The sequence below is a fragment of the Caulobacter sp. GW821-FHT12D05 genome (assembly GCF_058807295.1).
Window position 1 is genome coordinate 19,572 of the sequence record NZ_JBXAQO010000001.1, and the last position, 19,579, is coordinate 39,150.

General features: G+C 67.1%; 26 protein-coding genes. 19 read left to right on the plus strand and 7 right to left on the minus strand.

What is annotated here, in order from left to right; all coding sequences use genetic code 11:
- Position 1 precedes the first annotated feature (1 nt).
- From rplR to rplQ, 10 genes are all read left to right on the plus strand, one after another.
- Positions 2–352 carry a 50S ribosomal protein L18 gene (gene rplR / locus AC1RRR_RS00150; RefSeq protein ID WP_172265558.1) on the plus strand — a complete coding sequence of 117 codons (351 nt, stop codon included), beginning with the start codon at positions 2–4 and terminating at the stop codon, positions 350–352.
- A 10-nt stretch (positions 353–362) separates the two neighbouring features.
- Positions 363–968 (plus strand): 30S ribosomal protein S5, encoded by a 606-nt coding sequence (gene rpsE / locus AC1RRR_RS00155; protein ID WP_096051657.1) that lies wholly within the window; start codon positions 363–365, stop codon positions 966–968.
- 3 nt (positions 969–971) lie between these two features.
- On the plus strand, positions 972–1,157 hold the full coding sequence (rpmD, locus tag AC1RRR_RS00160; protein WP_099579521.1) for a 50S ribosomal protein L30: 186 nt from the start codon (positions 972–974) through the stop codon (positions 1,155–1,157).
- A 183-nt stretch (positions 1,158–1,340) separates the two neighbouring features.
- Positions 1,341–1,826 carry a 50S ribosomal protein L15 gene (gene rplO / locus AC1RRR_RS00165; protein ID WP_492809544.1) on the plus strand — a complete coding sequence of 162 codons (486 nt, stop codon included), beginning with the start codon at positions 1,341–1,343 and terminating at the stop codon, positions 1,824–1,826.
- Between the two features lie 222 nt (positions 1,827–2,048).
- Entirely contained in the window at positions 2,049–3,404 is a 1,356-nt protein-coding gene (gene secY, locus AC1RRR_RS00170) for a preprotein translocase subunit SecY (RefSeq protein ID WP_492809546.1), read from the plus strand.
- A 136-nt stretch (positions 3,405–3,540) separates the two neighbouring features.
- Positions 3,541–4,110, plus strand: a complete 570-nt coding sequence (locus tag AC1RRR_RS00175) for an adenylate kinase (protein ID WP_492809548.1) — start codon at positions 3,541–3,543, stop codon at positions 4,108–4,110.
- A 174-nt stretch (positions 4,111–4,284) separates the two neighbouring features.
- Positions 4,285–4,653, plus strand: coding sequence for a 30S ribosomal protein S13 (gene rpsM / locus AC1RRR_RS00180; protein WP_252634399.1), 369 nt, complete (start codon positions 4,285–4,287; stop codon positions 4,651–4,653).
- A 12-nt stretch (positions 4,654–4,665) separates the two neighbouring features.
- A complete protein-coding gene (gene rpsK / locus AC1RRR_RS00185) occupies positions 4,666–5,055 on the plus strand; it encodes a 30S ribosomal protein S11 (protein WP_004616890.1) in 390 nt (129 codons plus the stop codon).
- A gap of 77 nt (positions 5,056–5,132) precedes the next feature.
- Positions 5,133–6,149 carry a DNA-directed RNA polymerase subunit alpha gene (locus AC1RRR_RS00190; RefSeq protein ID WP_184720769.1) on the plus strand — a complete coding sequence of 339 codons (1,017 nt, stop codon included), beginning with the start codon at positions 5,133–5,135 and terminating at the stop codon, positions 6,147–6,149.
- A 187-nt stretch (positions 6,150–6,336) separates the two neighbouring features.
- Positions 6,337–6,750: a 50S ribosomal protein L17 gene (gene rplQ, locus AC1RRR_RS00195; RefSeq protein WP_295106236.1), complete on the plus strand. Its 414-nt coding sequence runs from the start codon at positions 6,337–6,339 to the stop codon at positions 6,748–6,750.
- Between the two features lie 6 nt (positions 6,751–6,756).
- Here rplQ and AC1RRR_RS00200 read toward each other — a convergent pair whose 3' ends face one another.
- Together AC1RRR_RS00200 and AC1RRR_RS00205 are read right to left on the minus strand one after the other, a co-directional pair.
- Positions 6,757–7,128 (minus strand): hypothetical protein, encoded by a 372-nt coding sequence (locus AC1RRR_RS00200; RefSeq protein WP_492811728.1) that lies wholly within the window; start codon positions 7,126–7,128, stop codon positions 6,757–6,759.
- A gap of 74 nt (positions 7,129–7,202) precedes the next feature.
- Positions 7,203–8,054 carry a DUF6624 domain-containing protein gene (locus AC1RRR_RS00205; RefSeq protein WP_492809550.1) on the minus strand — a complete coding sequence of 284 codons (852 nt, stop codon included), beginning with the start codon at positions 8,052–8,054 and terminating at the stop codon, positions 7,203–7,205.
- A gap of 191 nt (positions 8,055–8,245) precedes the next feature.
- Between AC1RRR_RS00205 and AC1RRR_RS00210 the strand changes: the two genes are divergently transcribed.
- Positions 8,246–8,896 (plus strand): carbonic anhydrase, encoded by a 651-nt coding sequence (locus tag AC1RRR_RS00210; protein ID WP_492809552.1) that lies wholly within the window; start codon positions 8,246–8,248, stop codon positions 8,894–8,896.
- Here the strand turns inward: AC1RRR_RS00210 and AC1RRR_RS00215 are convergent.
- From AC1RRR_RS00215 to AC1RRR_RS00225, 3 genes are read right to left on the minus strand one after another with little or no spacing between them, the layout of a single operon-like run.
- On the minus strand, positions 8,893–9,438 hold the full coding sequence (locus AC1RRR_RS00215; RefSeq protein ID WP_492809554.1) for a sugar O-acetyltransferase: 546 nt from the start codon (positions 9,436–9,438) through the stop codon (positions 8,893–8,895). The genes AC1RRR_RS00210 and AC1RRR_RS00215 overlap by 4 nt on opposite strands.
- Before the next feature lie 7 nt (positions 9,439–9,445).
- On the minus strand, positions 9,446–10,273 hold the full coding sequence (locus AC1RRR_RS00220; protein WP_492809555.1) for a DUF2705 family protein: 828 nt from the start codon (positions 10,271–10,273) through the stop codon (positions 9,446–9,448).
- Positions 10,273–11,169, minus strand: coding sequence for an ABC transporter ATP-binding protein (locus AC1RRR_RS00225; RefSeq protein ID WP_492809557.1), 897 nt, complete (start codon positions 11,167–11,169; stop codon positions 10,273–10,275). The genes AC1RRR_RS00220 and AC1RRR_RS00225 overlap by 1 nt, the downstream gene beginning before the upstream one ends.
- 169 nt (positions 11,170–11,338) lie before the next feature.
- On the opposite strand from AC1RRR_RS00225, the gene AC1RRR_RS00230 reads away from it, so the two are divergent.
- Positions 11,339–12,577, plus strand: coding sequence for an alkaline phosphatase family protein (locus AC1RRR_RS00230; protein WP_492809559.1), 1,239 nt, complete (start codon positions 11,339–11,341; stop codon positions 12,575–12,577).
- Here AC1RRR_RS00230 and AC1RRR_RS00235 read toward each other — a convergent pair.
- Positions 12,574–13,230, minus strand: coding sequence for a class I SAM-dependent methyltransferase (locus AC1RRR_RS00235; protein WP_492809560.1), 657 nt, complete (start codon positions 13,228–13,230; stop codon positions 12,574–12,576). The genes AC1RRR_RS00230 and AC1RRR_RS00235 overlap by 4 nt on opposite strands.
- 71 nt (positions 13,231–13,301) lie before the next feature.
- Here AC1RRR_RS00235 and AC1RRR_RS00240 point away from each other — a divergent pair, with 71 nt between their 5' ends.
- Genes AC1RRR_RS00240 through AC1RRR_RS00270 form a run of 7 tightly spaced genes read left to right on the plus strand, consistent with a single transcriptional unit; the run spans position 13,302 to position 18,394 of the window.
- Positions 13,302–13,985, plus strand: coding sequence for a helix-turn-helix domain-containing protein (locus AC1RRR_RS00240; RefSeq protein WP_492809561.1), 684 nt, complete (start codon positions 13,302–13,304; stop codon positions 13,983–13,985).
- Between the two features lie 50 nt (positions 13,986–14,035).
- Positions 14,036–14,494, plus strand: a complete 459-nt coding sequence (locus AC1RRR_RS00245) for a VOC family protein (protein ID WP_492809562.1) — start codon at positions 14,036–14,038, stop codon at positions 14,492–14,494.
- Positions 14,491–14,814, plus strand: coding sequence for an MmcQ/YjbR family DNA-binding protein (locus AC1RRR_RS00250; RefSeq protein WP_492809564.1), 324 nt, complete (start codon positions 14,491–14,493; stop codon positions 14,812–14,814). Before AC1RRR_RS00245 ends, AC1RRR_RS00250 begins: the two co-directional genes overlap by 4 nt.
- Complete coding sequence (locus tag AC1RRR_RS00255; RefSeq protein WP_492809566.1) at positions 14,811–15,152, plus strand: ArsR/SmtB family transcription factor; 342 nt, start codon at positions 14,811–14,813, stop codon at positions 15,150–15,152. Before AC1RRR_RS00250 ends, AC1RRR_RS00255 begins: the two co-directional genes overlap by 4 nt.
- Positions 15,149–15,643, plus strand: a complete 495-nt coding sequence (locus AC1RRR_RS00260) for an SRPBCC domain-containing protein (RefSeq protein WP_492809568.1) — start codon at positions 15,149–15,151, stop codon at positions 15,641–15,643. Before AC1RRR_RS00255 ends, AC1RRR_RS00260 begins: the two co-directional genes overlap by 4 nt.
- Positions 15,640–16,890, plus strand: a complete 1,251-nt coding sequence (locus AC1RRR_RS00265; RefSeq protein WP_492809569.1) for a TCR/Tet family MFS transporter — start codon at positions 15,640–15,642, stop codon at positions 16,888–16,890. Before AC1RRR_RS00260 ends, AC1RRR_RS00265 begins: the two co-directional genes overlap by 4 nt.
- 58 nt (positions 16,891–16,948) lie before the next feature.
- A complete protein-coding gene (locus tag AC1RRR_RS00270) occupies positions 16,949–18,394 on the plus strand; it encodes a Do family serine endopeptidase (RefSeq protein WP_492809570.1) in 1,446 nt (481 codons plus the stop codon).
- Here the strand turns inward: AC1RRR_RS00270 and AC1RRR_RS00275 are convergent.
- Positions 18,372–19,571 (minus strand): glycosyltransferase family 87 protein, encoded by a 1,200-nt coding sequence (locus AC1RRR_RS00275; protein ID WP_492809572.1) that lies wholly within the window; start codon positions 19,569–19,571, stop codon positions 18,372–18,374. The two genes, AC1RRR_RS00270 and AC1RRR_RS00275, sit on opposite strands and share 23 nt — an antisense overlap.
- Positions 19,572–19,579: the final 8 nt, after the last annotated feature.

Genomic DNA, 19,579 nt, shown 5'->3' on the forward strand with positions numbered 1-19,579 from the left:
CATGGCGCTCTCTCCTCGTGAATCCGCGGCCAAGCGCGCGCAACGCACGCGTACCCGCCTCAAGAGCCTCGCCAATGGGCGTCCGCGCCTGTCGGTCTTCCGCTCGTCCAAGAACATCTACGCCCAGGTCATCGATGATGAACGCGGCGTGACCCTGGCGTCGGCTTCCACTCTGGAAGCCGAAGGCAAGGGCGCGGACAAGGATGCCGCTGCCGCTGTCGGCAAGCTCGTCGCCGAGCGCGCCATCGAAAAGGGCGTCAAGGACGTCGTCTTCGATCGTGGTGGTTACATCTTCCACGGCCGGGTGAAAGCCCTGGCCGACGCCGCGCGCGAAGCCGGCCTGAACTTCTAAGGGAACAGAAATGGCTCGTGGTGAACAACAGCGCGGTGAAGGCGGTCAACGCCGTGACCGTCGCGACCGCAACGCCCCCGAAGAGCGGGTCGACAGCGACATCGTCGAAAAGCTCGTCCACATCAACCGCGTCGCCGCCACCGTGAAGGGTGGCCGTCGCTTCAGCTTCGCTGCTCTGATGGTCGTTGGCGACCAAAAGGGCCGCGTCGGCTTCGGTCATGGCAAGGCGCGTGAAGTGCCGGAAGCCATCCGCAAGGCGACCGAAGAAGCCAAGAAGACGATGATCCGCGTCCCGCTGCGTGAATCCCGCACCCTGCACCACGACGGCGCTGGCCGTTGGGGCGCTGGCAAGGTGATGATGCGCGCGGCGCCTCCCGGCACCGGCGTCATCGCCGGCGGTCCGATGCGCGCGGTTCTCGAAACCCTGGGCGTCCAGGACGTCGTGGCCAAGTCGACGGGTTCCTCGAACCCGTACAACATGGTTCGCGCCACGTTCGAGGCCCTGAAGGTCCAGTCGTCGCCCCGCCAGATCGCCGCCAAGCGCGGCAAGAAGGTTGGCGACATCCTCGGCCGTCGCGCCGACGGCGCTTCGTCGCCGGAAGCCATCGAGGGCTAAGTCATGGCTGAAGCTAAGCAAGTCACGGTCCGCCAAACGGGCAGCCCGATCCGTCGTGAAAAGGACCAGCGCGCCACGCTCGCCGGTCTGGGTCTCAACAAGCTGGGCCGTACGTCCACGCTGGAAGACACCCCGTCGGTCCGCGGCATGATCCGCAAGGTCGCGCACCTGCTGGAAATCGTCGAGTAGTCCTTCTACACGACGACGAAGTACGCCACCCCGGAGCAATCCGGGGTGGTTTTCGTTTGAAATCCCCCGATCGCTCGCTTTCGCCATTGAATTCCGAGCGGTTTTAGGGTTTTAAGCGCGCTCTGATTTTTTCAAGCCGAGTCCGGCCGCTGGCCGGGCGCAGATCTCCAAGGAGAGGCACATATGACCAAGCTGAACGAACTGGCCCCGCAGGAAGGCTCGACCAAGAACCGCATGCGCGTTGGCCGCGGTCCGGGTTCGGGCAAGGGCAAGACCGCCGGTCGCGGTGTGAAGGGCCAGAAGGCGCGCTCGGGCGTCGCCATCGCCGGCTTCGAAGGCGGCCAGATGCCGCTGCACATGCGTATGCCGAAGCGCGGCTTCAACAACCCCTTCCGCCTGGAGTTCGCCGAAGTGAACCTGTGGCGCCTGGAACAAGCCGTCGCCGCTGGCAAGTTCAAGGCCGGCGCCGAGCTGGGCGCTGCCGAACTGATCGCCGCTGGCGTGCTGCGTCGTGAACTGGACGGCGTGAAGCTGCTGGGCAAGGGCGAGATCAAGACCGCCCTGAAGCTGACCGTCTATTCGGCCACCGAAGCCGCCATCAAGGCCGTCGAGGCCGCTGGTGGTTCGGTCACCGTGACCAAGAAGGCCAAGGCGCAAGCCGAAGCCTAAGACCATATGTCATCTCGGTGAGCGCCAGGCGCTCGGCCGGGACTTTGTTTCGACCGGGATGACAGAAATAGGGGGCTCGCCGTGACAACACGGCGGGCCTCACCTATTTGTGGCGCTCTCCTCGGATCAGTCTGGTCCGAGAATCCAATTTCAGAGCGTGGTCGCCGCTTGAAAGCGGTTATCCATTTCCGGCAATCGCGCTCCTGAGTCGTGGGGATCTGAATGGCCTCGGCCGCCGAACAACTCGCAGCCAATATGAATTTCGCGTCGTTCCAAAAGGCGACCGAACTTCACAAGCGTATCTGGTTCACGATCATCGCGCTGGTGGTCTACCGCCTGGGTTCCTACGTCCCGATTCCGGGCGTCGACGTGAATGCGTTCTCGCGCCTGTTCAGCAACAATTCCGAGGGCATCCTCGGCATGTTCAACATGTTCTCGGGCGGCGCCGTCTCGCGGATGGCGATCTTCTCGCTGAACGTGATGCCGTACATCAGCGCCTCGATCATCGTGCAGCTGATGGGCTCGGTGTATCCGCCGTGGGAAAAGCTGAAGAAGGAAGGCGGGGAGGCGGGTCGCAAGACCCTCAACCAATACACCCGCTACCTGGCCGTGGTTCTGGCCATCGTGCAGTCGGCGTCGATCGCCATGGGCCTGCAGGCCCAGCCCGGCGTGGTCGCCGGCGGCATCAGCCCGGCCTTCTTTGTCGTCTCGACGGTCGTTGTCCTGACGGGCGGCACCCTGTTCGTGATGTGGCTGGGTGAGCAGATCACCAGCCGCGGCGTTGGCAACGGCGTCAGCCTCATCATCTTTGCCGGTATCGTCGCTCACTTGCCGATCGCCATCGGCCAGCTGCTGGTCCAGTCGCAGACCTCGGGCAACTACACCCCGCTGTTCCTGATCCTGGTCGGCTGTATCGCCGCGATCCTGGCCATCGTGTTCATGGAGCGCTCGCAGCGCCGCCTGCTGGTCCACTATCCCAAGCGCCAGCAGGGTAACCGCATGATCGGCGGCGAAAGCTCGTTCATGCCGCTGAAGATCAATACCGCGGGCGTCATCCCGCCGATCTTCGCCTCGTCGCTGCTGCTGCTGCCGACGACCGCTCTGCAGTTCATCAACACCGCGACGCTGCCGCAGTGGGCCTCGTGGGTGCCCGGCGTGGCCGGCACGCTGCAGCACGGCCACCCGATGTTCCTGGTGTTCTACGCCCTGCTGATCATCTTCTTCTCGTTCTTCTACACCTCGGTCGTGTTCAACCCCGAGGAGACGGCCGAGAACCTGCGCAAGTACGGCGGCTTCCTGCCGGGCATCCGTCCGGGCAAGCGCACCGCCGAGTACCTGGACTACGTGCTGACCCGCCTGACCGTGATCGGCGCGGGCTACATCACCGCCGTCTGTATCGCGCCGGAATTCGTGATGATGGCGATCAAGTCGAACCAGTTCGCCCTGGGCGGCACCTCGATCCTGATCGTCGTGACGGTGACCATGGACACCGTGGCGCAGATCCAGTCGCACCTGCTGGCTCACCAGTACGAGGGCCTGATCAAGAAGTCGAAGCTGCGCGGCGGTCGTAACCGCTAAGCGGGACTTCAATTTAATTAGAAGCGTCGGAAGCCGGTTTGTCACAAAACCGGCTTCCGTTTTCTTTCCCGGGGCTCTAGGTCTGCTTCGGGAGATCAGCCGGGCGTAGACCCGGCAGACGCGCGAAGGGGCTTAAATGAACTTGATCCTGTTCGGTCCGCCGGCGGCGGGGAAGGGCACCCAGGCCAAGCGCCTGGTCACCGAACGCGGCATGGTCCAGCTGTCGACCGGCGACATGCTGCGGGCCGCCATTGCCTCGGGCTCGGAGCTTGGCCAACGCGTCAAGGGCGTGCTGGACCGCGGCGAGCTGGTCACCGACGAGATTGTCATCGCTCTGATCGAAGAGCGCCTGCCTGAAGCCGAAGCGGCTGGCGGCGCGATCTTCGATGGTTTCCCGCGCACGGTCGCTCAGGCCGAAGCTCTGGATAAGATGTTGGCGGCCCGTGGACAGAAGATCGACTCTGTTCTCCGACTCAAGGTAGACGAGCCAGCCCTGATTGAGCGGATCAAGAAGCGATTCGAAGAACAGGGGCGGCCGGACGACAATCCCGAAGTCTTCGTGACTCGCCTGGCCCAGTACAATGCCCAGACCGCGCCGCTGCTGCCTTACTATGAAGGGCAGGGGAAGCTTACGGAGCTGGACGGAATGGGTTCGGTCGAAGCCGTCGCCAGTTCCATCGACGAGGCCTTGAGCGTCGTCGCTTAAAGAAGCCCTGATTTACCGGATGTCCGGTGGATTCAGTTGTTGACGGAAGCGAAACGATCCCTATAACGGGGCGCTTCCGCGAAAGGGCGCGATCCGTGCGCGCCGGTTTGGTTCTCTGAACCTGGCCGGGCGCGCCGTTCGCGTCTTTAGTGCGTGACTAGGAGAACATTAGACGTGGCCCGTATCGCAGGCGTCAACATCCCGACGAACAAGCGCGTTCTGATCGCGCTTCAGTACATTCACGGCATCGGCCAACGGTCGGCCCGTGAAATCATCACCAAGGTGGGCATCGAGGATGCGCGTCGGGTCAATCAACTGACCGACGCCGAAGTCCTGCAGATCCGCGAAACGATCGACCGCGACTATACCGTCGAGGGCGACCTGCGCCGCGAGAACTCGATGAACATCAAGCGTCTGATGGACCTGGCCTGCTATCGCGGTCTGCGTCACCGTAAGGGCCTGCCGGTCCGCGGTCAGCGCACCCACACGAACGCTCGTACCCGCAAGGGTCCGGCCAAGCCGATCGCCGGCAAGAAGAAATAAGGTAGCCTGACGATGGCCAAGGAACCGGGTCGCGTTAAAAAGCGCGAACGCAAGAACATCACCTCGGGCGTGGCGCACGTGAACGCCTCGTTCAACAACACCATGATCACCATCACCGACGCCCAGGGCAACACGATCTCGTGGTCCTCGGCCGGCATGATGGGCTTCAAGGGTTCGCGCAAGTCGACCCCGTACGCCGCTCAGATGGCTGCGGAAGACGCGGGCAAGAAGGCTGCTGAGCACGGCGTGAAGACCCTCGAGGTCAACGTGTCGGGTCCGGGTTCGGGCCGTGAATCGGCTCTGCGCGCGCTGCAAGCCGCGGGCATGACCATCACGACCATCCGCGACGTCACGCCGATCCCGCACAACGGCTGCCGTCCGCCCAAGCGTCGTCGCGTCTAGTACTTTTTAGACCACTAATCTCTTCGCCGGCTGCGCAAAAACGCGGCCGGCGAGCCGCGTTCAAGGGACCCGACCACGTGATCGAAAGAAACTGGAACGAACTGATCCGTCCTGAGAAGCCGCAAATCGAAACCGGCGCCGATGCGACCCGCAAGGCCCGTATCGTCGCTGAACCGCTCGAACGCGGTTTCGGCGTGACGCTGGGCAACGCCCTGCGCCGCGTTCTCCTCTCGTCGCTGCAAGGCGCCGCCGTCACCGCCATCCAGATCGATGGCGTGGTGCACGAATTCTCTTCGCTCGAAGGCGTTCGTGAGGACGTCGTCGACATCGTTCTGAACATCAAGCAACTGGCCGTGCGCATGCACGCCGAAGGTCCGAAGCGCATGACCCTGCGCGCCACGGGCCCCGGCCCGGTGACGGCTGGTCAGATCGAGACCCCGGCCGACATCGAAATCCTGAACCCCGACCACGTGCTCTGCACGCTGGACGACGGCGCTTCGGTGCGCATGGAGTTCACGGTCAACACCGGCAAGGGCTACGTCCCGGCCGACCGCAACCGTCCGGAAGACGCGCCGATCGGCCTCATCGCCGTCGACGCCCTGTACTCACCGGTCAAGCGCGTCGCCTATCGCGTCGAGCCGACCCGTCAGGGCCAGTCGCTGGACTACGACAAGCTGATCCTGGAAGTGGAAACCAACGGCGCCGTCACTCCGGTGGACGCCGTGGCCTACGCCGCCCGGATCCTGCAGGACCAACTGCAGATCTTCATCACCTTCGAGGAACCGAAGGCCAAGTCGGCCGACGAGTCCAAGCCGGAACTGCCGTTCAACCCGGCCCTGCTGAAGAAGGTCGACGAGCTGGAACTGTCGGTCCGTTCGGCCAACTGCCTGAAGAACGACAACATCGTCTACATCGGCGACCTGATCCAGAAGACCGAAGCCGAGATGCTCCGCACCCCGAACTTCGGCCGCAAGTCGCTGAACGAGATCAAGGAAGTTCTCGCCGGCATGGGCCTGCACCTCGGCATGGACGTGCCGAACTGGCCGCCGGAGAACATCGAAGACCTGGCCAAGAAGTTCGAAGACCAAATCTAAGACTTCTTCGCTACCGCGCTTAATCCGGGCCGCTTCTTTTACGGAAGCGGCCTGGGCCTTTTGAAGCCGCATCCGCGGTGGAGGGCCCCGGCGCTTCGCTCTGACCCGGTCGGGAAAGACCAGGATTGGTGACAATCAGGCGCTCCTTGTCAGGACGCCGCTCGGGCAGATGCCCAGGAGATAGAAAATGCGTCACGGTAAGGCTCACCGTAAACTCGGCCGCACCTCGGCTCACCGCACCGCCATGTTCGCCAACATGTCGGCCTCGCTGATCAAGCACGAGCAGATCGTCACCACCCTGCCGAAGGCCAAGGAACTGCGTCCGATCGTCGAAAAGCTGGTCACCCTGGCCAAGCGCGGCGACCTGCACGCTCGTCGTCAGGCCATCAGCTCGGTTCGCGACGTTGAACAAGTCGGCAAGCTCTTCGCGGTCCTCGGCCCGCGCTACAAGGACCGTCAGGGCGGCTACATCCGCGTCCTGAAGGCCGGCTTCCGCTACGGCGACAACGCCCCGCTGGCCGTCATCGAGTTCGTCGAGCGCGACGTCTCGGAAAAGGGCAAGGACTCGGGTCCGGTCTTCACGAACGACGCCGAAGACTAAGATTTTTCAGGTTCGCCTGAACGCAGAGGCCCCGGAGAAATCCGGGGCCTTTTTCGTTGCGTCGAGCCCGATGAGAAGTCCTTGGGCCAGGAGCCCGACCAGGACACCCATCACGATCAGGGTCGAGACCTCCAGGACGCCCGGGGCGACCTGCTTGAGCGTGAGATCCTGGGGCAGCCGCTGGATCGTGCGCGCCATGTGGAAGCTGTTCATGCCGCCCATCAGCAGACCCAGCAGCGGTCCAGCCAGGCGCAGCTCAGCCAGCACTCGGCGCCGCGCGAGGACCGCCAGGACAGGGGCCAGCAGCAGGGCCGCGGCCAGGACGATGAAGACACATTTCTGGGGCGTCGCCGCGCTGGCGAATACCGACTGGAGCACTGGGATCAAGTTTCATCCTCCGCCTGGGAGGTGAAACTACGCGCGTAATCTTAATGGTCAAGCGCCTCGGACGTCTAAGGCCGCTTGCACGCCCGTGTGGAAATCGACGCGACATAGTCGGCCGCAGGCTGCAGGCCCATGGACGCGCGGCGCTGGTCCAGGTTGGCGGGGTCCTCGGTCTCGAAAGCCGTCCAGACATTCCCGCCGTTGCAGCTTCCCTGGCTGCCGTAGCGCTGCGGGCGCTTCTGACCGACGGCGACGCGGTCGTAGAGCATGGCGTAGCCTGCTGGTCGCGTCTCGCCCTTCAGGGCCAGCGTCTCCAGCAGCGGCAGGACCTCGGCCTGGAAGTCGGGATCGCGGTCGGCGTGCTGCACCAACAGGAACGCGGCGCTGTCAGCTTCCTTGCCGTACTCGCTGATGGTGAACCAGCCGTGCGTCTTGAGCCGCGCCTTCAGCCAGGCGGTGTTGCCTTCATCCACCCCGCAGCCGTCCCGCAAAACCACCACATAGGCATAGTTCAGGGCGAGGTCGGACAGACCCGTCGCCCAGTCCTTGCCGGTCATGCGAGCGATGCCTTGATAGCGGATCAGCTGATCCTTGGCGACGCGCCGGTAAAGCTCCGCCACGTCCGGCGACGAAGCCTGGCTGGCCAACCTGGCCAAGCGCGAAGGCCCGTCATACGGCGCGGGAACTTCGCGGCCGGCCAGCGTGTCGTCGCGCGTCTTGGCGGCTAAAGCGATCGCCGCCTGGGCCGCCGCGAGGTCGGCATCCGGTGTGGCCGAGGACTGCTTGAGCTTGAGCAACGCATTCTCGCGCAGTTCGGCGCCACAGGGATCGAACCGTGTCACGCCTTGGGCGTGGGCCGACGTTGCACCGAGGACGCAGGCGAACGCAGCGGCGGCGAAGAGCAATGGCGAAGCTTTCATGCCGCCAAGCTTGTCCGCTTTTACGGCGAAGTTGTGTTCCTGGAGGCCTGGAGCCTGAGGTGGAGTATTGGCCTTTCGCACCCGGTGCAGCCACACTTGCTAACATTTGCGTATGTCACGAAAGCGCTGCGAGAACGTCGTTCTTCCGTGGCTGGATGCGGACCTCTTCCACGAGCCGGGACGGGGGAAACGTGCTCCAGTTTGGAAAGAAGGCGGCCAAGGCCGCGCCGCTGCCAGCGTTCGTCGCGGACGCTCCCGAGCCGGATCAGGCGCTTTGGCGGCTGATCGAGGGCAATGCGGCCTTCGTCGAGGGGCGCGGCGCGCCCGTCAATACCCGCGATCATCTGAAGAAGCTGGCCGAGGCGCAGCACCCGTTCGCGATCATCGTGGGCTGCGCCGACAGCCGGGTTTCGGCGCAACTGCTGTTCAATCAGCGGCTGGGTGAACTGTTCGTGGTGCGGCTGGCGGGCAACACCGTGGACCGCGTGGCCCTGGGCTCGATCGCCTACGGGGCCTCGGTCCTGGGGTGCAGCTTGATCGTCGTGCTGGGTCACGCCAAGTGCGGGGCGGTCACCGCGGCGGTCGAGATGGTCGAACGCGGCGCCAACTATTCCGGCGCCATCGCCGAGATGGTCTTGCCGATCGTGCCGGCCGTGATCGCCGCCAAGACCACCAAGCCCCGTGACCTGATCGACGCCTCGGTGCGCGAGAACGTCCGGCGGGTCGCCGACGGCCTGCGCCGGTCCGACCTCGCCATCGTCGAGGCGCTGGAGGAGGGGCGGCTCAAGATCGTCGGCGCCCATTACGAGCTGACGACGGGCGAGGTGGAGTTCTTCGCCTAACCCTTGGGAACGACCGGCCGCGCGGGATTGCCGACGACCGTGACCCCCGGCGCCACATCGCGGGTGACGACCGCGCCGGCGCCGATCACCGCGTCGTCGCCAATCGTCACGCCGGGCAGGATGATCGCCCCACCGCCGATCCAGACATTGGCGCCGATGTGGATTGGCTTGCCCGACTCCTGGCCCGTGCGGCGCAGGGCCGGATCACGCGGGTGGTCGGCGGTCAGGATCTGGACGCCCGGACCGATGGCCGTGGCCTCGCCGATCGTGACCTCGGCGACGTCCAGGATCACGCAGTTGAAGTTCATGAACACGCGGTCGCCGAGCCGGATATTGTAGCCGTAGTCGACGAAGAACGGCGCGCGGACGGCGACGTTCTCGCCCACCGCGCCCAGGCCCTGGGCCAGCAGCAGCGGGCGCTCGTCCAGGCCCGAGGCGTTGTAGCGGTCCATCCAGGTCTGGGCCACGCGCTGGTCGGCCTGCAGCTCGGCGTCGACGACATAGAGTTCGCCGGCCAGCATCCGTTGCTTCTGGGTCTTCACGCGACAACTACTCCTTGGTCAGGTCCTGGCGGCGGAACAGGAACACCGCCGCCGCGGCCAGGGCTATGGTCCATGCGACCAGGGCCGCCAGGGCCGCGCCGGCCGAGCCGCTGGCGGCGCCCAGCTGGGTGGGGTCCAGCAGGCTGGCGCGCAGCAGGTCGGCGTCGAACACCGGCAGGGTCAAAAGCTTCCAGCTGGGCTGGCCCTGTTCCATCAGGCGCAGGGTGCTGGCCAGGATGGTCTGGATGAACCGCGCGCCCAGGCAGACGATGACCACGCCCATGGTCGAGCGCGAGATCACGCCGACCAGGGCCGCCAGGGCCGCCAGCGTCATGGCCTCCAGCCAGGTGATGGCCAGCACGCCCAGCACGTCGAAGCCGTTGGCCCCAAACATCGAGCCGGTGAAGGTCTTGCCGTTGATGGCCGCGCCGATCACGGCGGCGAAGACCGACAGGATGGCGGTCAGGACGAGGCTCCAGAACACCGCCTCGCCGACGACCAGCAGCTTGGCCAGCAGCAGGTTCTGGCGGGTGTTGCGTGGGGTCAGCAGCCGCCAGGTCTCCCAGCGATAGTCGCCGGCCAGCACGGCCGCCGCGCCGATCATCAGGAACAGGGCGTCAAAGGTGCCCGCGCCGCTGGACAGCGCCTTGATCACTTGGTCGACCAGGCCGATCCCCAAGCCTGGCATCGGCTTCTTGATCATGAAGCGCAGGAAGAGGTCGCCCCCCACGCTCATCATGAAGCCCACGATGGGGGCGAAACAGAAGCCCCAGAACAGGGCCGAGCGGTCGCGCAGCAGGCGGAAGCGTTCGGCGGCGATGGCGTCGGTGAGCATCAGGCAGCCCCTTCCGTCTCAAGAGTCCGGAGGTAGACGCCCTCGAGGTCGGCGTCGCGCCAGCGGGCCTCGGTGATCTCGACCCCGGCCTCGACCAGGGCGCGGATCAGGGCGGGGGTTTCCTCGCGGCGGATGTCGGCCAGGGCCGCGTCGGCGCCGTCGGCCACGCCCTTGGCGCCCAGAAGGCTGAGAACCTGGGCGATCGGCGAGGCGGTCGTGATGCGCAGGCGGGCCTCGCCGGCGGTGAGGTCGGCCACGGCCCCTTCGGCCACGACCTTGCCCTTGGAGAGGATGGCGACCCGGTCGCAGACGCGGCGCACCTCGTCCAGCTGGTGGCTGGCCAGGATGACCGTGACGCCCTCGCGCTGGGCCAGGTCGACGATCAGGGCGCGGATCTCCTGGATGCCGGCCGGGTCCATGCCGCTGGTCGGCTCGTCCAGGATGACCAGCTCGGGCTTGGTGAAGAAGGCCGCGGCGAGGCCCAGGCGCTGCTTCATGCCGACTGAGTAGCCGCTGGTCGAGCGGTCGGCGGCGTGGGCGATGCCGACCCGCTCCAGCCAGCCGTCGATGTTGGGGTCCTTGAGGCCGCTTTCCAGCGCCAGCATCTTCAGGGTGTCACGGCCGGTCAGATAGGCCGGGTAACGCGGCGTCTCGATCATCGAGCCGACCTTGCGCAGGGCGGTGATGTCGCCGGGGGCGGCGCCGGACAGGCGCACCGCGCCGCTGGTCGGACGTACCAGGCCCAGAGCGATGCGGAAGAGGGTGCTCTTGCCCGCGCCATTGGGGCCCAGCACCCCGAACACGCCGCCGGCGGGAATGGCCAGGGAGAACTCGTCGAGGGCGCGCACCGCCCCGTAGGTCTTGGTGAGGCGGTCGGCCTCAAGGGCGATCGACATGCGGGATTCCCGTGCGCCGAACGAGTCGGCTCGACGCGGGGACTATGGCGGCCCAGCGGGAATGCGCCAAGTTAAGAGCCGGTCATGCTCTAGCTGAACGCTGGTCGTCATATGGCTGCAACGTTGGACGCCGATCAGGGGTGAAATTCTGGTTTCCGCGAGTGCATCGATGTTCGTCCGCCGCGTCCTGTCCCTGGTTCTGGCCGCTGGCCTGGCGCTATCGGCGGGTATCGCCCAGGCGCGGGAGAAAGCTCCGCACCTGACCATCCTGCTGTCGATGGACGGTTTCCGCGCCGATTATCTGGATCGCGGCGTGACGCCGAACCTGAAGGCCCTGGCCGACAATGGCGCGCGCGGCGCCATGCGGCCCTCGTTCCCGACCCTGACCTATCCGAACCACTACACCCTGGTGACCGGCAAGCGCCCGGACCGCAACGGCGTCGTTGGCAATGTGATGGAGGACGCCGTCATCGGCGGCCCCAAGTTCACGATGAACGCGCCGACGGCCAGCGATCCGCGCTGGTGGAACCAGGCCAAGCCGTTCTGGTGGTCGGTCGAGCGCCAGGGCAAGACGTCCGCCGCCATGTTCTGGCCGGGCTCGGAAATCGCCATCGACGGCGTCCGTCCGACCCACTGGCTGAAGTACGACCACAAGCTGGCCTATGACGCCCGCGTCGATCAGGTCTTTGCCTGGATGGACAGCGGCGATGGTCCGCCGCTGGCCTTCGCGACCCTCTATTTCGACGCCGCCGACACCGAGGGCCATCACTACGGCCCGAACTCGCCGGAACTGAACGCCGCCTTGGTCGACCTGGATCGCAATATCGGCCGCCTGGTCGAGGGGCTGAAGGCGCGGGGCCGGTTCGAGAACACCGACCTGGTCATCGTCGCCGATCACGGCATGGCTCCGCTGCCGGCGGCCAACCGCATCGTGATGGACGACCTGATCGACGTCTCCAAGATCCACTTGGTGACCACGGGCGCGGTGACCAGCTTCTCGCCCGAGCCGGGCCAGGCCAAGGCGGTCGAGGCGGTGTTCCTGGGCAAGGCCCCGCCCCACATGACCTGCTGGAAGAAGGCCAAGATCCCGGCCCGCTATCACTACGGCCGCAATCCGCGCGTGCCGGCCATCGTCTGCCTGTCGGAGACCGGTTGGTACACGACCACCGCCGAGGCCCGGAAAAAGCCCGGCAAGTGGGACGGTCTGGACGGCGGCGCGCACGGCTTCGACCCTTACGACCCGGTCATGCGCGCGGTGTTCGTGGCCCACGGCCCGTCGTTCAAGCCGGGCATCGTGCTGCCGGCCTTCGACAATGTTGACGTCTACCCGCTGCTGGCCAAGATCACCGGCGTGAAGCCCGAGAAGGGCGACGGCTCGCTGAAGGTCGTGGGCCAGGCGCTGCGCTAGCTGGCCCGCGTCTCGTAGATCGAGATCGAGCCGCTGGGCGTGGCGATCCGGTCGCGCTCGGACACCGCCGACAGGCCGCTGGAGCGCATCAGGCCGGGCAGGGCGCCGACGGCGTTGAACTCGGTGCGCTCGAAGCCGTCGACGGCCTGCACGAAGCGGAACAGGAGCCGCATCAGGCCGCGCTGACGGCCGTAGTCGGCGATCAGCACCCGGCCGCCGGGACGCACGGTGCGCGCCATGGCCTGCAGGATCGCGCCCTTCACCGGCACATCGCACTGGTGCAGCACCAGGCTGGAGATCACCGCGTCGGCGACCTGTCGGCCCACCAGCGCGTCGGCCTGGTCGCCCAGCCCCTGACGCCACTCGATCTCGACCCCGGCTCGCAAGGCCTTGGCGCGGGCGATGGCCAGCACGGTCGGGTCCGGATCGATCCCCACCATCCGCACGCCGGGCCGCGCGCGCTTGATGGCGATGGCCTGCGAGCCGGTGCCGCAGCCGATATCGACGATCAACTCGCCGTCGCGTGGGTCCAGGGCCTTCAGCAGCGCCTTGCGCCAACGCCCCTCGCGACTGACGAGCGCCAGGACGAGATCGTAGGCGCGTGTTAGTTCGGGGCGTCCCAGGGCAGGGACGTAGTGGGCTTGTTCGGTCATCGAGATCCTCCTGGCCGCCAAGATGGCGGATCGCGCCGGAGGGTCTTGGACCGAACGCTTGGAGGACTTGGGTGGCTGGAAACGCCGGATGGTCCGGGAAGATCTGGATCGGCAGGGACTGGTGGTGCTTCGAGGGCGCGAGCGGCGACTCGAGGGCCCATGGCCACCTCTGCGCACAGGTCGTGGTCGGACTAGACGGCCCTGCGCGGGTCGAGGGCGAGGCGGGCGTCGTCGAGGCGCCGGTGGTGCTCATCCCGCCGGGCGCACGTCACCGGCTGCTCGGCGGTCCGATCCGGGCGATCTATCCGCGACCACTGGGGCGATTGGCGAGGCGCTGGGATGTCGCGCAGTGGTCAGCCGTGGCGGCCGCGCCGGCTGACTGGGTGTCTATGGATAGCGACCTGGTCGAGACCCTGAACGCCGAGGCGGCCTTGGGCGAGGCCACGGCGATCGATCCGCGCCTGAAGCTGGCCCTGCACGCGTTGGACGGCGAACTCAGCCTGGCGGACCTCGCCGCGCGGGCAGGCCTGTCGGCGCCACGTCTGAGGGCCTTGGCCCAGGCCGAGCTGGGCGCGCCGCTAGCTCATTGGCGGCTGTGGCTGCGGCTGGAGACGGCGCTGCTGCGCTTGCGAGCCGGGGAGGGCCTGGCGATCGCCGCCGCGGAGGCAGGTTTCGCGGACCAGTCGCACCTGAACCGCGCCATGAGCCGGTTCTTCGGCATCACACCGCTGACGGTGGCGCGCCTACTTGCCTAGATAGTTGCGATATGTGTTAAATATTCTCGTTGATCGAAAGGATATGCGCCATGTCGACTTCGCCGCGAAACCTGGTCCCCGCCCTGATCTACCGTGACCCCAAGGCCGCCACGGCCTGGTTGGAGAAGGCCTTCGGCTTCGAGCCGACCTTCCTAATCGAGGACGACAAGGGTGGTCCGGCGCATATCCAGATGAGCTACGGCCCGGCCAGCATCATGATCGGCCACGAGTGGAGCGAGAACCACGCCAGCCCGGCGTCGGTAGGCGGCAAGAACACGCAAGCGATCCACATCTTCATCGATGGCGAGGTCGACGCCCACTGCGAGCGCGCTCGCGCCGTCGGGGCCGAGATCCTGGAGGAGCCGGCCACTCAGTTCTACGGCGACCGCACCTATCGCTGCCGCGATCCGGAAGGCCACATCTGGACCATCGCCGCCAAGGTCGAGACCGTGTCGATCGCCGACATGGAGGCCCGCAGCGGCCTGAAGATCGCGGTGGCGAAAGAATGATCTCTCAGGAGGACTTCCGCCGCCTGGCCCTGTCGATGCCGCAGGCGATCGAGAGCTCGCACATGGGCACGGTCGACTTCCGGTGCGGCAGGATCTTCGCAACCCTGGGCAATCCCGACGCCGATTGGGCGATGGTCAAGCTGACGCCGGACCAGCAGGAGATGCGTGTCGCGGCCGAGCCGGAGGTCTTCGTCCCCGTGCCGGGCGGCTGGGGCAAGGGCGGGGCGACCCGTCTGCGCCTGGCCGCCTGTGACGAGGCCACCGCGCGCGGCGCGCTGCTGGACGCCTGGCGCAACGTCGCGCCGAAGAAGCTGCTGTGAGCGAGGCCCTGGACCGCACCCTCGCCGCGCTCGCCGACCCGCACCGGCGGCGCGCGGTCGACCTGCTGCGCGAGCGGCCGCGCCGGGCGGGCGAGCTGGCCGAGAGCCTGGGCCTGACGCCGCCGGCCATGAGCCGGCACCTGCGCGCCTTGCGCCAGTCGGGCCTGGTCGAGGAGAGCCACCCGGAGTTCGACGCCCGCGTCCGCGTCTACCGCCTGCGGCCCGAGCCGATGGCGCAGCTGAAGGCCTGGTTGGAAGCGGCCGAGGATCACTGGGTCGACCAGCTGTCGGCCCTGAAGGCGCATGTGGAGGCCAAGGCCCAAGGGGAAGGCGAGTGAGTTCCAAGATCCTGGTCGCTTTGCGCATCGCCGCACCGCCCGAGGTGGTGTTCGACGCCTTCACCGACGACATCGCCCTGTGGTGGCGGCCCAACACGCTGTTCTCGTTCACCCCGCGCTCGCCGGGCGTCATGGCGTTCGAGGATGGCCGGCTGGTCGAGCGCCTGGCCTCGGGCAAGGTGTTCGAGGTCGGCAAGGTCAGCGTCTGGGAACGCGGCGCGCGGCTGGTGTTCGGCTGGCGTCAGGCCAGTTTCGAGCCCGGCATGGACACCGAGGTCGAGGTCCGCTTCGACCCGGTCGATGACGGCACCCGCGTGACCGTCGAGCATCGCGGCTGGGACACCATCCCAGCCGAAAACGTCGCGCGCCACACCTTCCCGAACGCGATCTTCCTGCAACGGCATGGAGAGTGGTGGCGCGTGCTGCTGGCGGGGCTTGCGAGCCGGGCGAACAGCGTCCAACTAGGGGCCGCCGGGGAGGGCGACCAATGAACCAACCGATCACGGGCGTGAAACGACAGGCCGCCCTGGGCTTCATCTTCGTCACCGCGACCCTGGACGTCCTGTCCCTGGGCGTGATGATCCCCGTCCTGCCCAATCTGGTGAAGTCGTTCGGCGGCGGCGACACCGCCGTGGCCGCCGACTGGACGGTGCTGTTCGCCACCACCTGGGGCGTGATGCAGTTCTTCTGTTCGCCGATCCTGGGCCTGATGTCCGACCGCTGGGGCCGTCGCCCGGTGATCCTGACCTCGATCTTCGGTCTGGGGATCGACTTCCTGTTCATGGCCTTCGCGCCGACCCTGTGGTGGCTGTTCGTCGGCCGGATCCTGAACGGCATGACGGCGGCCAGCTTCTCGACCGCCGGGGCCTATGTCGCCGACGTCACCACGCCCGAGAACCGCGCCAAGGGTTTTGGCCTCATGGGCGCGGCGTTCGGCGTCGGCTTCACCTTCGGCCCGGCCCTGGGCGGCTGGCTGTGGAAGTTCGACCACCACGCGCCGTTCCTGGTCTGCGCGGGCCTGGCCTTGCTGAACTGGCTGTACGGCTTCTTTGTCCTGCCAGAGTCCCTGCCGCCCGAGCGTCGCCAGCCGCGCTTCGACTGGAAAAAGGCCAATCCGGTCGGCTCGCTGCGGCTGCTGCGCGGCCATCCGGGCCTGCTGGGCCTGGCCGGTGTCGGCTTCCTGTTCCAGCTGGCTCACAACGTGCTGCCCAGCGTCTTCGTGCTGTATATGGGCTTCCGCTATGGCTGGAGCCCGGACGTCATCGGCCTGACGCTGATGGCCAGTGGCATCTCCGGGATCGTGGTCCAGGCGCTGATCGTCGGCCGGGTGGTCAAGGCGGTGGGCGAGCGTGGCGCGCTGCTGATCGGCCTGTTCTCGGGCTTTGCCGGCTTCATGATCTACGGCCTGGCGCCGACCGGCTTCCTCTATCTGTGCGGCCTGCCGCTGTTTGCGCTGACCGGCCTGATCCAGCCCGGCCTGATGGGCCTGATGACGCGCCGCGTGCTGCCCAACGAACAGGGCCAGCTGCAGGGCGCCAACTCGGCCATGATGGGCATCGCCTCGATCATCGGCCCGCCGCTGTTCCTGCTGCCGTTCGCCTTCGCCATCCGCCACGACGCCACCCTGCACCTGCCGGGCTTGCCCGTGCTGATCGCCGCGGCGCTGATGCTGGCCTCGACGCTCTTGGCCTACGCCAAGGCCCGTCCGGCGCCGGCAGCGGAACCGCAAGCGGCCTGACGCCTTAGAGTCGCCCGAAAGCTCGGCTGAGGTCGCGGACAAGATTTAGGAGCTATTCTTGAAGACCACCCTTCGCGCCCTGCTGCCCGTCGTCGTCCTGCTGGCCGCCTGCTCCAACCCGACCGGCCAGACCCAGGCCCAGTCGGTCTCCGGGGCGATCCCCGACATGCCCGCGCCGACCAAGCGCGCACCGGCCGATTCCGCGTCGATGAAGCTGTCGTTCTCGCCGGTGGTGAAGCGGGCCGCGCCGGCCGTCGTCAACGTCGCCAGCCGCCGGGTGGTGCGCCAGCGCGTCGATCCGTTCTGGGACTTCTTCATGGGCGGTGGCGCGCCGCGCGAGCAGGTGCAAGGGTCTCTGGGTTCCGGAGCCATCGTCCGCGCCGACGGGGTGATCATCACCAACCACCACAACATCGAAGGCATCGTCGAGGGCAAGGGCGACATCACTGTCCAGCTGGCCGACCGTCGCGAGTTTCCGGCCACCGTGCTGCTGGACGACCCGCGCGCCGACCTGGCCGTGCTGAAGATCGACACCAAAGGCGAGAAGCTGCCCGTCATGGCCATCGACGACCAGGAACAGTTGGAGGTCGGCGACCTGGTTTTGGCCATGGGCAACCCGTTCGGCGTTGGCCAGACCGTGACCAACGGCATCATCTCGGCCCTGGCCCGGACGGACGTCGGCGCGGCGGACTTCGGCAGCTACATCCAGACCGACGCGGCCATCAATCCGGGCAATTCGGGCGGTCCGCTGGTCGACATGGACGGCGACTTGGTCGGCATCAACACCTTCATCATCTCGCGCTCGGGCTCGTCCTCGGGCGTCGGTTTCGCCATTCCGGCCAATGTCGTGCGGCAGGTGGTTGGCGCGGCCCTGGGCGGCGCCCATGTGGTCGTGCGGCCCTGGCTGGGCGTGAAGGGCCAGCCGGTGACCGGCGACATCGCCCGCAGCCTGGGCATGACCGCCCCGCGCGGCGTGCTGATCGCCCAGGTCTATCCCGGCTCGTCGGCCGATGGCGCCGGCCTGAAAGAAGGCGACGTCATCCTGTCGATCGACGGCCGTCCGGTGAACGACGAGGGCGGCGGCGCCTTCGCCATCGGGGCCCACAAGGTCGGCGACCGCGTGCCGATGCAGATCCAGCGCAACGACAAGGAGCAGACCATCACGGTCCGCGCCGACGCCGCGCCCGAGACCCCGGCCAAGGACGAGCGCGCCATCAAGGGCAATAACCCGTTCAGCGGCGCGACCCTGGTCAACCTGTCGCCCGCCGTGGCCCAGGAGCTGGGCGTCGATCCGTTCCTCGGTCGCGGGGTGCTGATCACCCAGATCGGCCAGGGCTACGCCATGAGCGCGGGCCTGCGTCCGGGCGACTTCGTGCGCGAGATCAACGGGCGGCCGATCAACACGGTGGCCGACGTGGCCGCCGCGACGACGGGGCAGGGGCGCAACTGGACTGTGACGATCGAGCGTCAGGGCCAGCGGATCACCGCGCGTCTGACGGTCTGACGTCCCAGGCCGCGCGGGCCAGCACGGCGAACATGGCGGCCAGCACGATCGGCCCCAGCGGGATCGCCTTGAAGGTCTCGGAGAAGATGATCAGCGGCAGGCAATAGGCGGCCAGGGCGATGACACGCTCGCCCGGCCGCCAGGTCTGGCCCGGCGCCATGCGCGCCATGGCCAGGGTGACGGCGGCGGCCGACACCATCGGCATGTCGTAGATGAAGGCGTAGGGGCTGGTCAGGAACAGGCCCACCTGCAGCGCTGCGGCGTCAAGGGCGGTGGGCGCGGGCTTGTTCCGGCTGCGGTGGAACAGCGCCAGCAGCACGGCGACGACGACGGCCGCCACAATCAGCTGTACGGCGCTGAAGACCGGCGCGCTGACGCCCGCGCCGCGCAGGCTGGCGGTCACAGTCGGCATCAGCCAGCCCAGCGCGTCCCAGTTGCTCTCGAGCGCTCGCGAGAACCGGGGCAGGGTCTTCAACCAGGTCAGCCAGGCCTCGAAGCCGAAGACCAACACGCTGATCACCGTCAGGGCCAGGACCGTCAGCACGGTGGCCGCCAACGGACGCCAGCGCCGTCCCACCAGCAGCACCAGCGGCACGAGGACGAAGATCTGCGGCTTGCAGGACAACAGGCCCAGCAGCACGCCGGCCAGCCAGGGGCGCTTTTCCATCAGGCGGAAACCGCCGATCAGCAGGGCCGCGGTGATCAGGCCGTTCTGGCCGAAGATGATGGTCAGGATCGTGGTCGGCGCCAGCACCGCCAGCCAGGGCAAGCGCGCGCCACGCTCGGTCGCGCCGACCGCCAGGGCGAAACCGACCAGCCCCACGGCCGTCCAGACGGCGAAGGCGGGCATGTAGCCCAGCAGGCTCAAGGGCCCGAGGAACAGCAGCAGCGTCGGCGGGTAGATGCACGGATAGAACTTGTTGAAACCCGGCAGCAGCGCGTGCTGGACGCTCTCCAGCAGCTTGAAGTCGTAGATCTGGTCGGCCGGATGGGCGTGCAGGAAGCGGCCGAAGCTCCAGAAGGCGTAGAAGTCCGCGAACAGCGGATCGCCGTCGGCCTGGTGCGTGGTCACGTATCGGAAGATGGCCAGTGCCTGGTAGAGCACCAGGGCTGCCGCGACGATCGTCAGCATCAGGCCGCCGCGGCGCGTTCCCTGCTTGTCGACCTGATCGTCCATGTCCGTCC

Bases quoted from the DNA above. Each gene is read 5' to 3' on its own strand.
- rplR (WP_172265558.1), top strand. From the start codon at position 2: ATGGCGCTCTCTCCTCGTGAATCCGCGGCCAAGCGCGCGCAACGCACG.
- rpsE (WP_096051657.1), top strand. From the start codon at position 363: ATGGCTCGTGGTGAACAACAGCGCGGTGAAGGCGGTCAACGCCGTGAC.
- rpmD (WP_099579521.1), top strand. From the start codon at position 972: ATGGCTGAAGCTAAGCAAGTCACGGTCCGCCAAACGGGCAGCCCGATC.
- rplO (WP_492809544.1), top strand. From the start codon at position 1,341: ATGACCAAGCTGAACGAACTGGCCCCGCAGGAAGGCTCGACCAAGAAC.
- secY (WP_492809546.1), top strand. From the start codon at position 2,049: ATGGCCTCGGCCGCCGAACAACTCGCAGCCAATATGAATTTCGCGTCG.
- AC1RRR_RS00175 (WP_492809548.1), top strand. From the start codon at position 3,541: ATGAACTTGATCCTGTTCGGTCCGCCGGCGGCGGGGAAGGGCACCCAG.
- rpsK (WP_004616890.1), top strand. From the start codon at position 4,666: ATGGCCAAGGAACCGGGTCGCGTTAAAAAGCGCGAACGCAAGAACATC.
- rplQ (WP_295106236.1), top strand. From the start codon at position 6,337: ATGCGTCACGGTAAGGCTCACCGTAAACTCGGCCGCACCTCGGCTCAC.
- AC1RRR_RS00205 (WP_492809550.1), bottom strand. From the start codon at position 8,054: ATGAAAGCTTCGCCATTGCTCTTCGCCGCCGCTGCGTTCGCCTGCGTC.
- AC1RRR_RS00220 (WP_492809555.1), bottom strand. From the start codon at position 10,273: ATGCTCACCGACGCCATCGCCGCCGAACGCTTCCGCCTGCTGCGCGAC.
- AC1RRR_RS00225 (WP_492809557.1), bottom strand. From the start codon at position 11,169: ATGTCGATCGCCCTTGAGGCCGACCGCCTCACCAAGACCTACGGGGCG.
- AC1RRR_RS00230 (WP_492809559.1), top strand. From the start codon at position 11,339: ATGTTCGTCCGCCGCGTCCTGTCCCTGGTTCTGGCCGCTGGCCTGGCG.
- AC1RRR_RS00235 (WP_492809560.1), bottom strand. From the start codon at position 13,230: ATGACCGAACAAGCCCACTACGTCCCTGCCCTGGGACGCCCCGAACTA.
- AC1RRR_RS00245 (WP_492809562.1), top strand. From the start codon at position 14,036: ATGTCGACTTCGCCGCGAAACCTGGTCCCCGCCCTGATCTACCGTGAC.
- AC1RRR_RS00250 (WP_492809564.1), top strand. From the start codon at position 14,491: ATGATCTCTCAGGAGGACTTCCGCCGCCTGGCCCTGTCGATGCCGCAG.
- AC1RRR_RS00265 (WP_492809569.1), top strand. From the start codon at position 15,640: ATGAACCAACCGATCACGGGCGTGAAACGACAGGCCGCCCTGGGCTTC.
- AC1RRR_RS00275 (WP_492809572.1), bottom strand. From the start codon at position 19,571: ATGGACGATCAGGTCGACAAGCAGGGAACGCGCCGCGGCGGCCTGATG.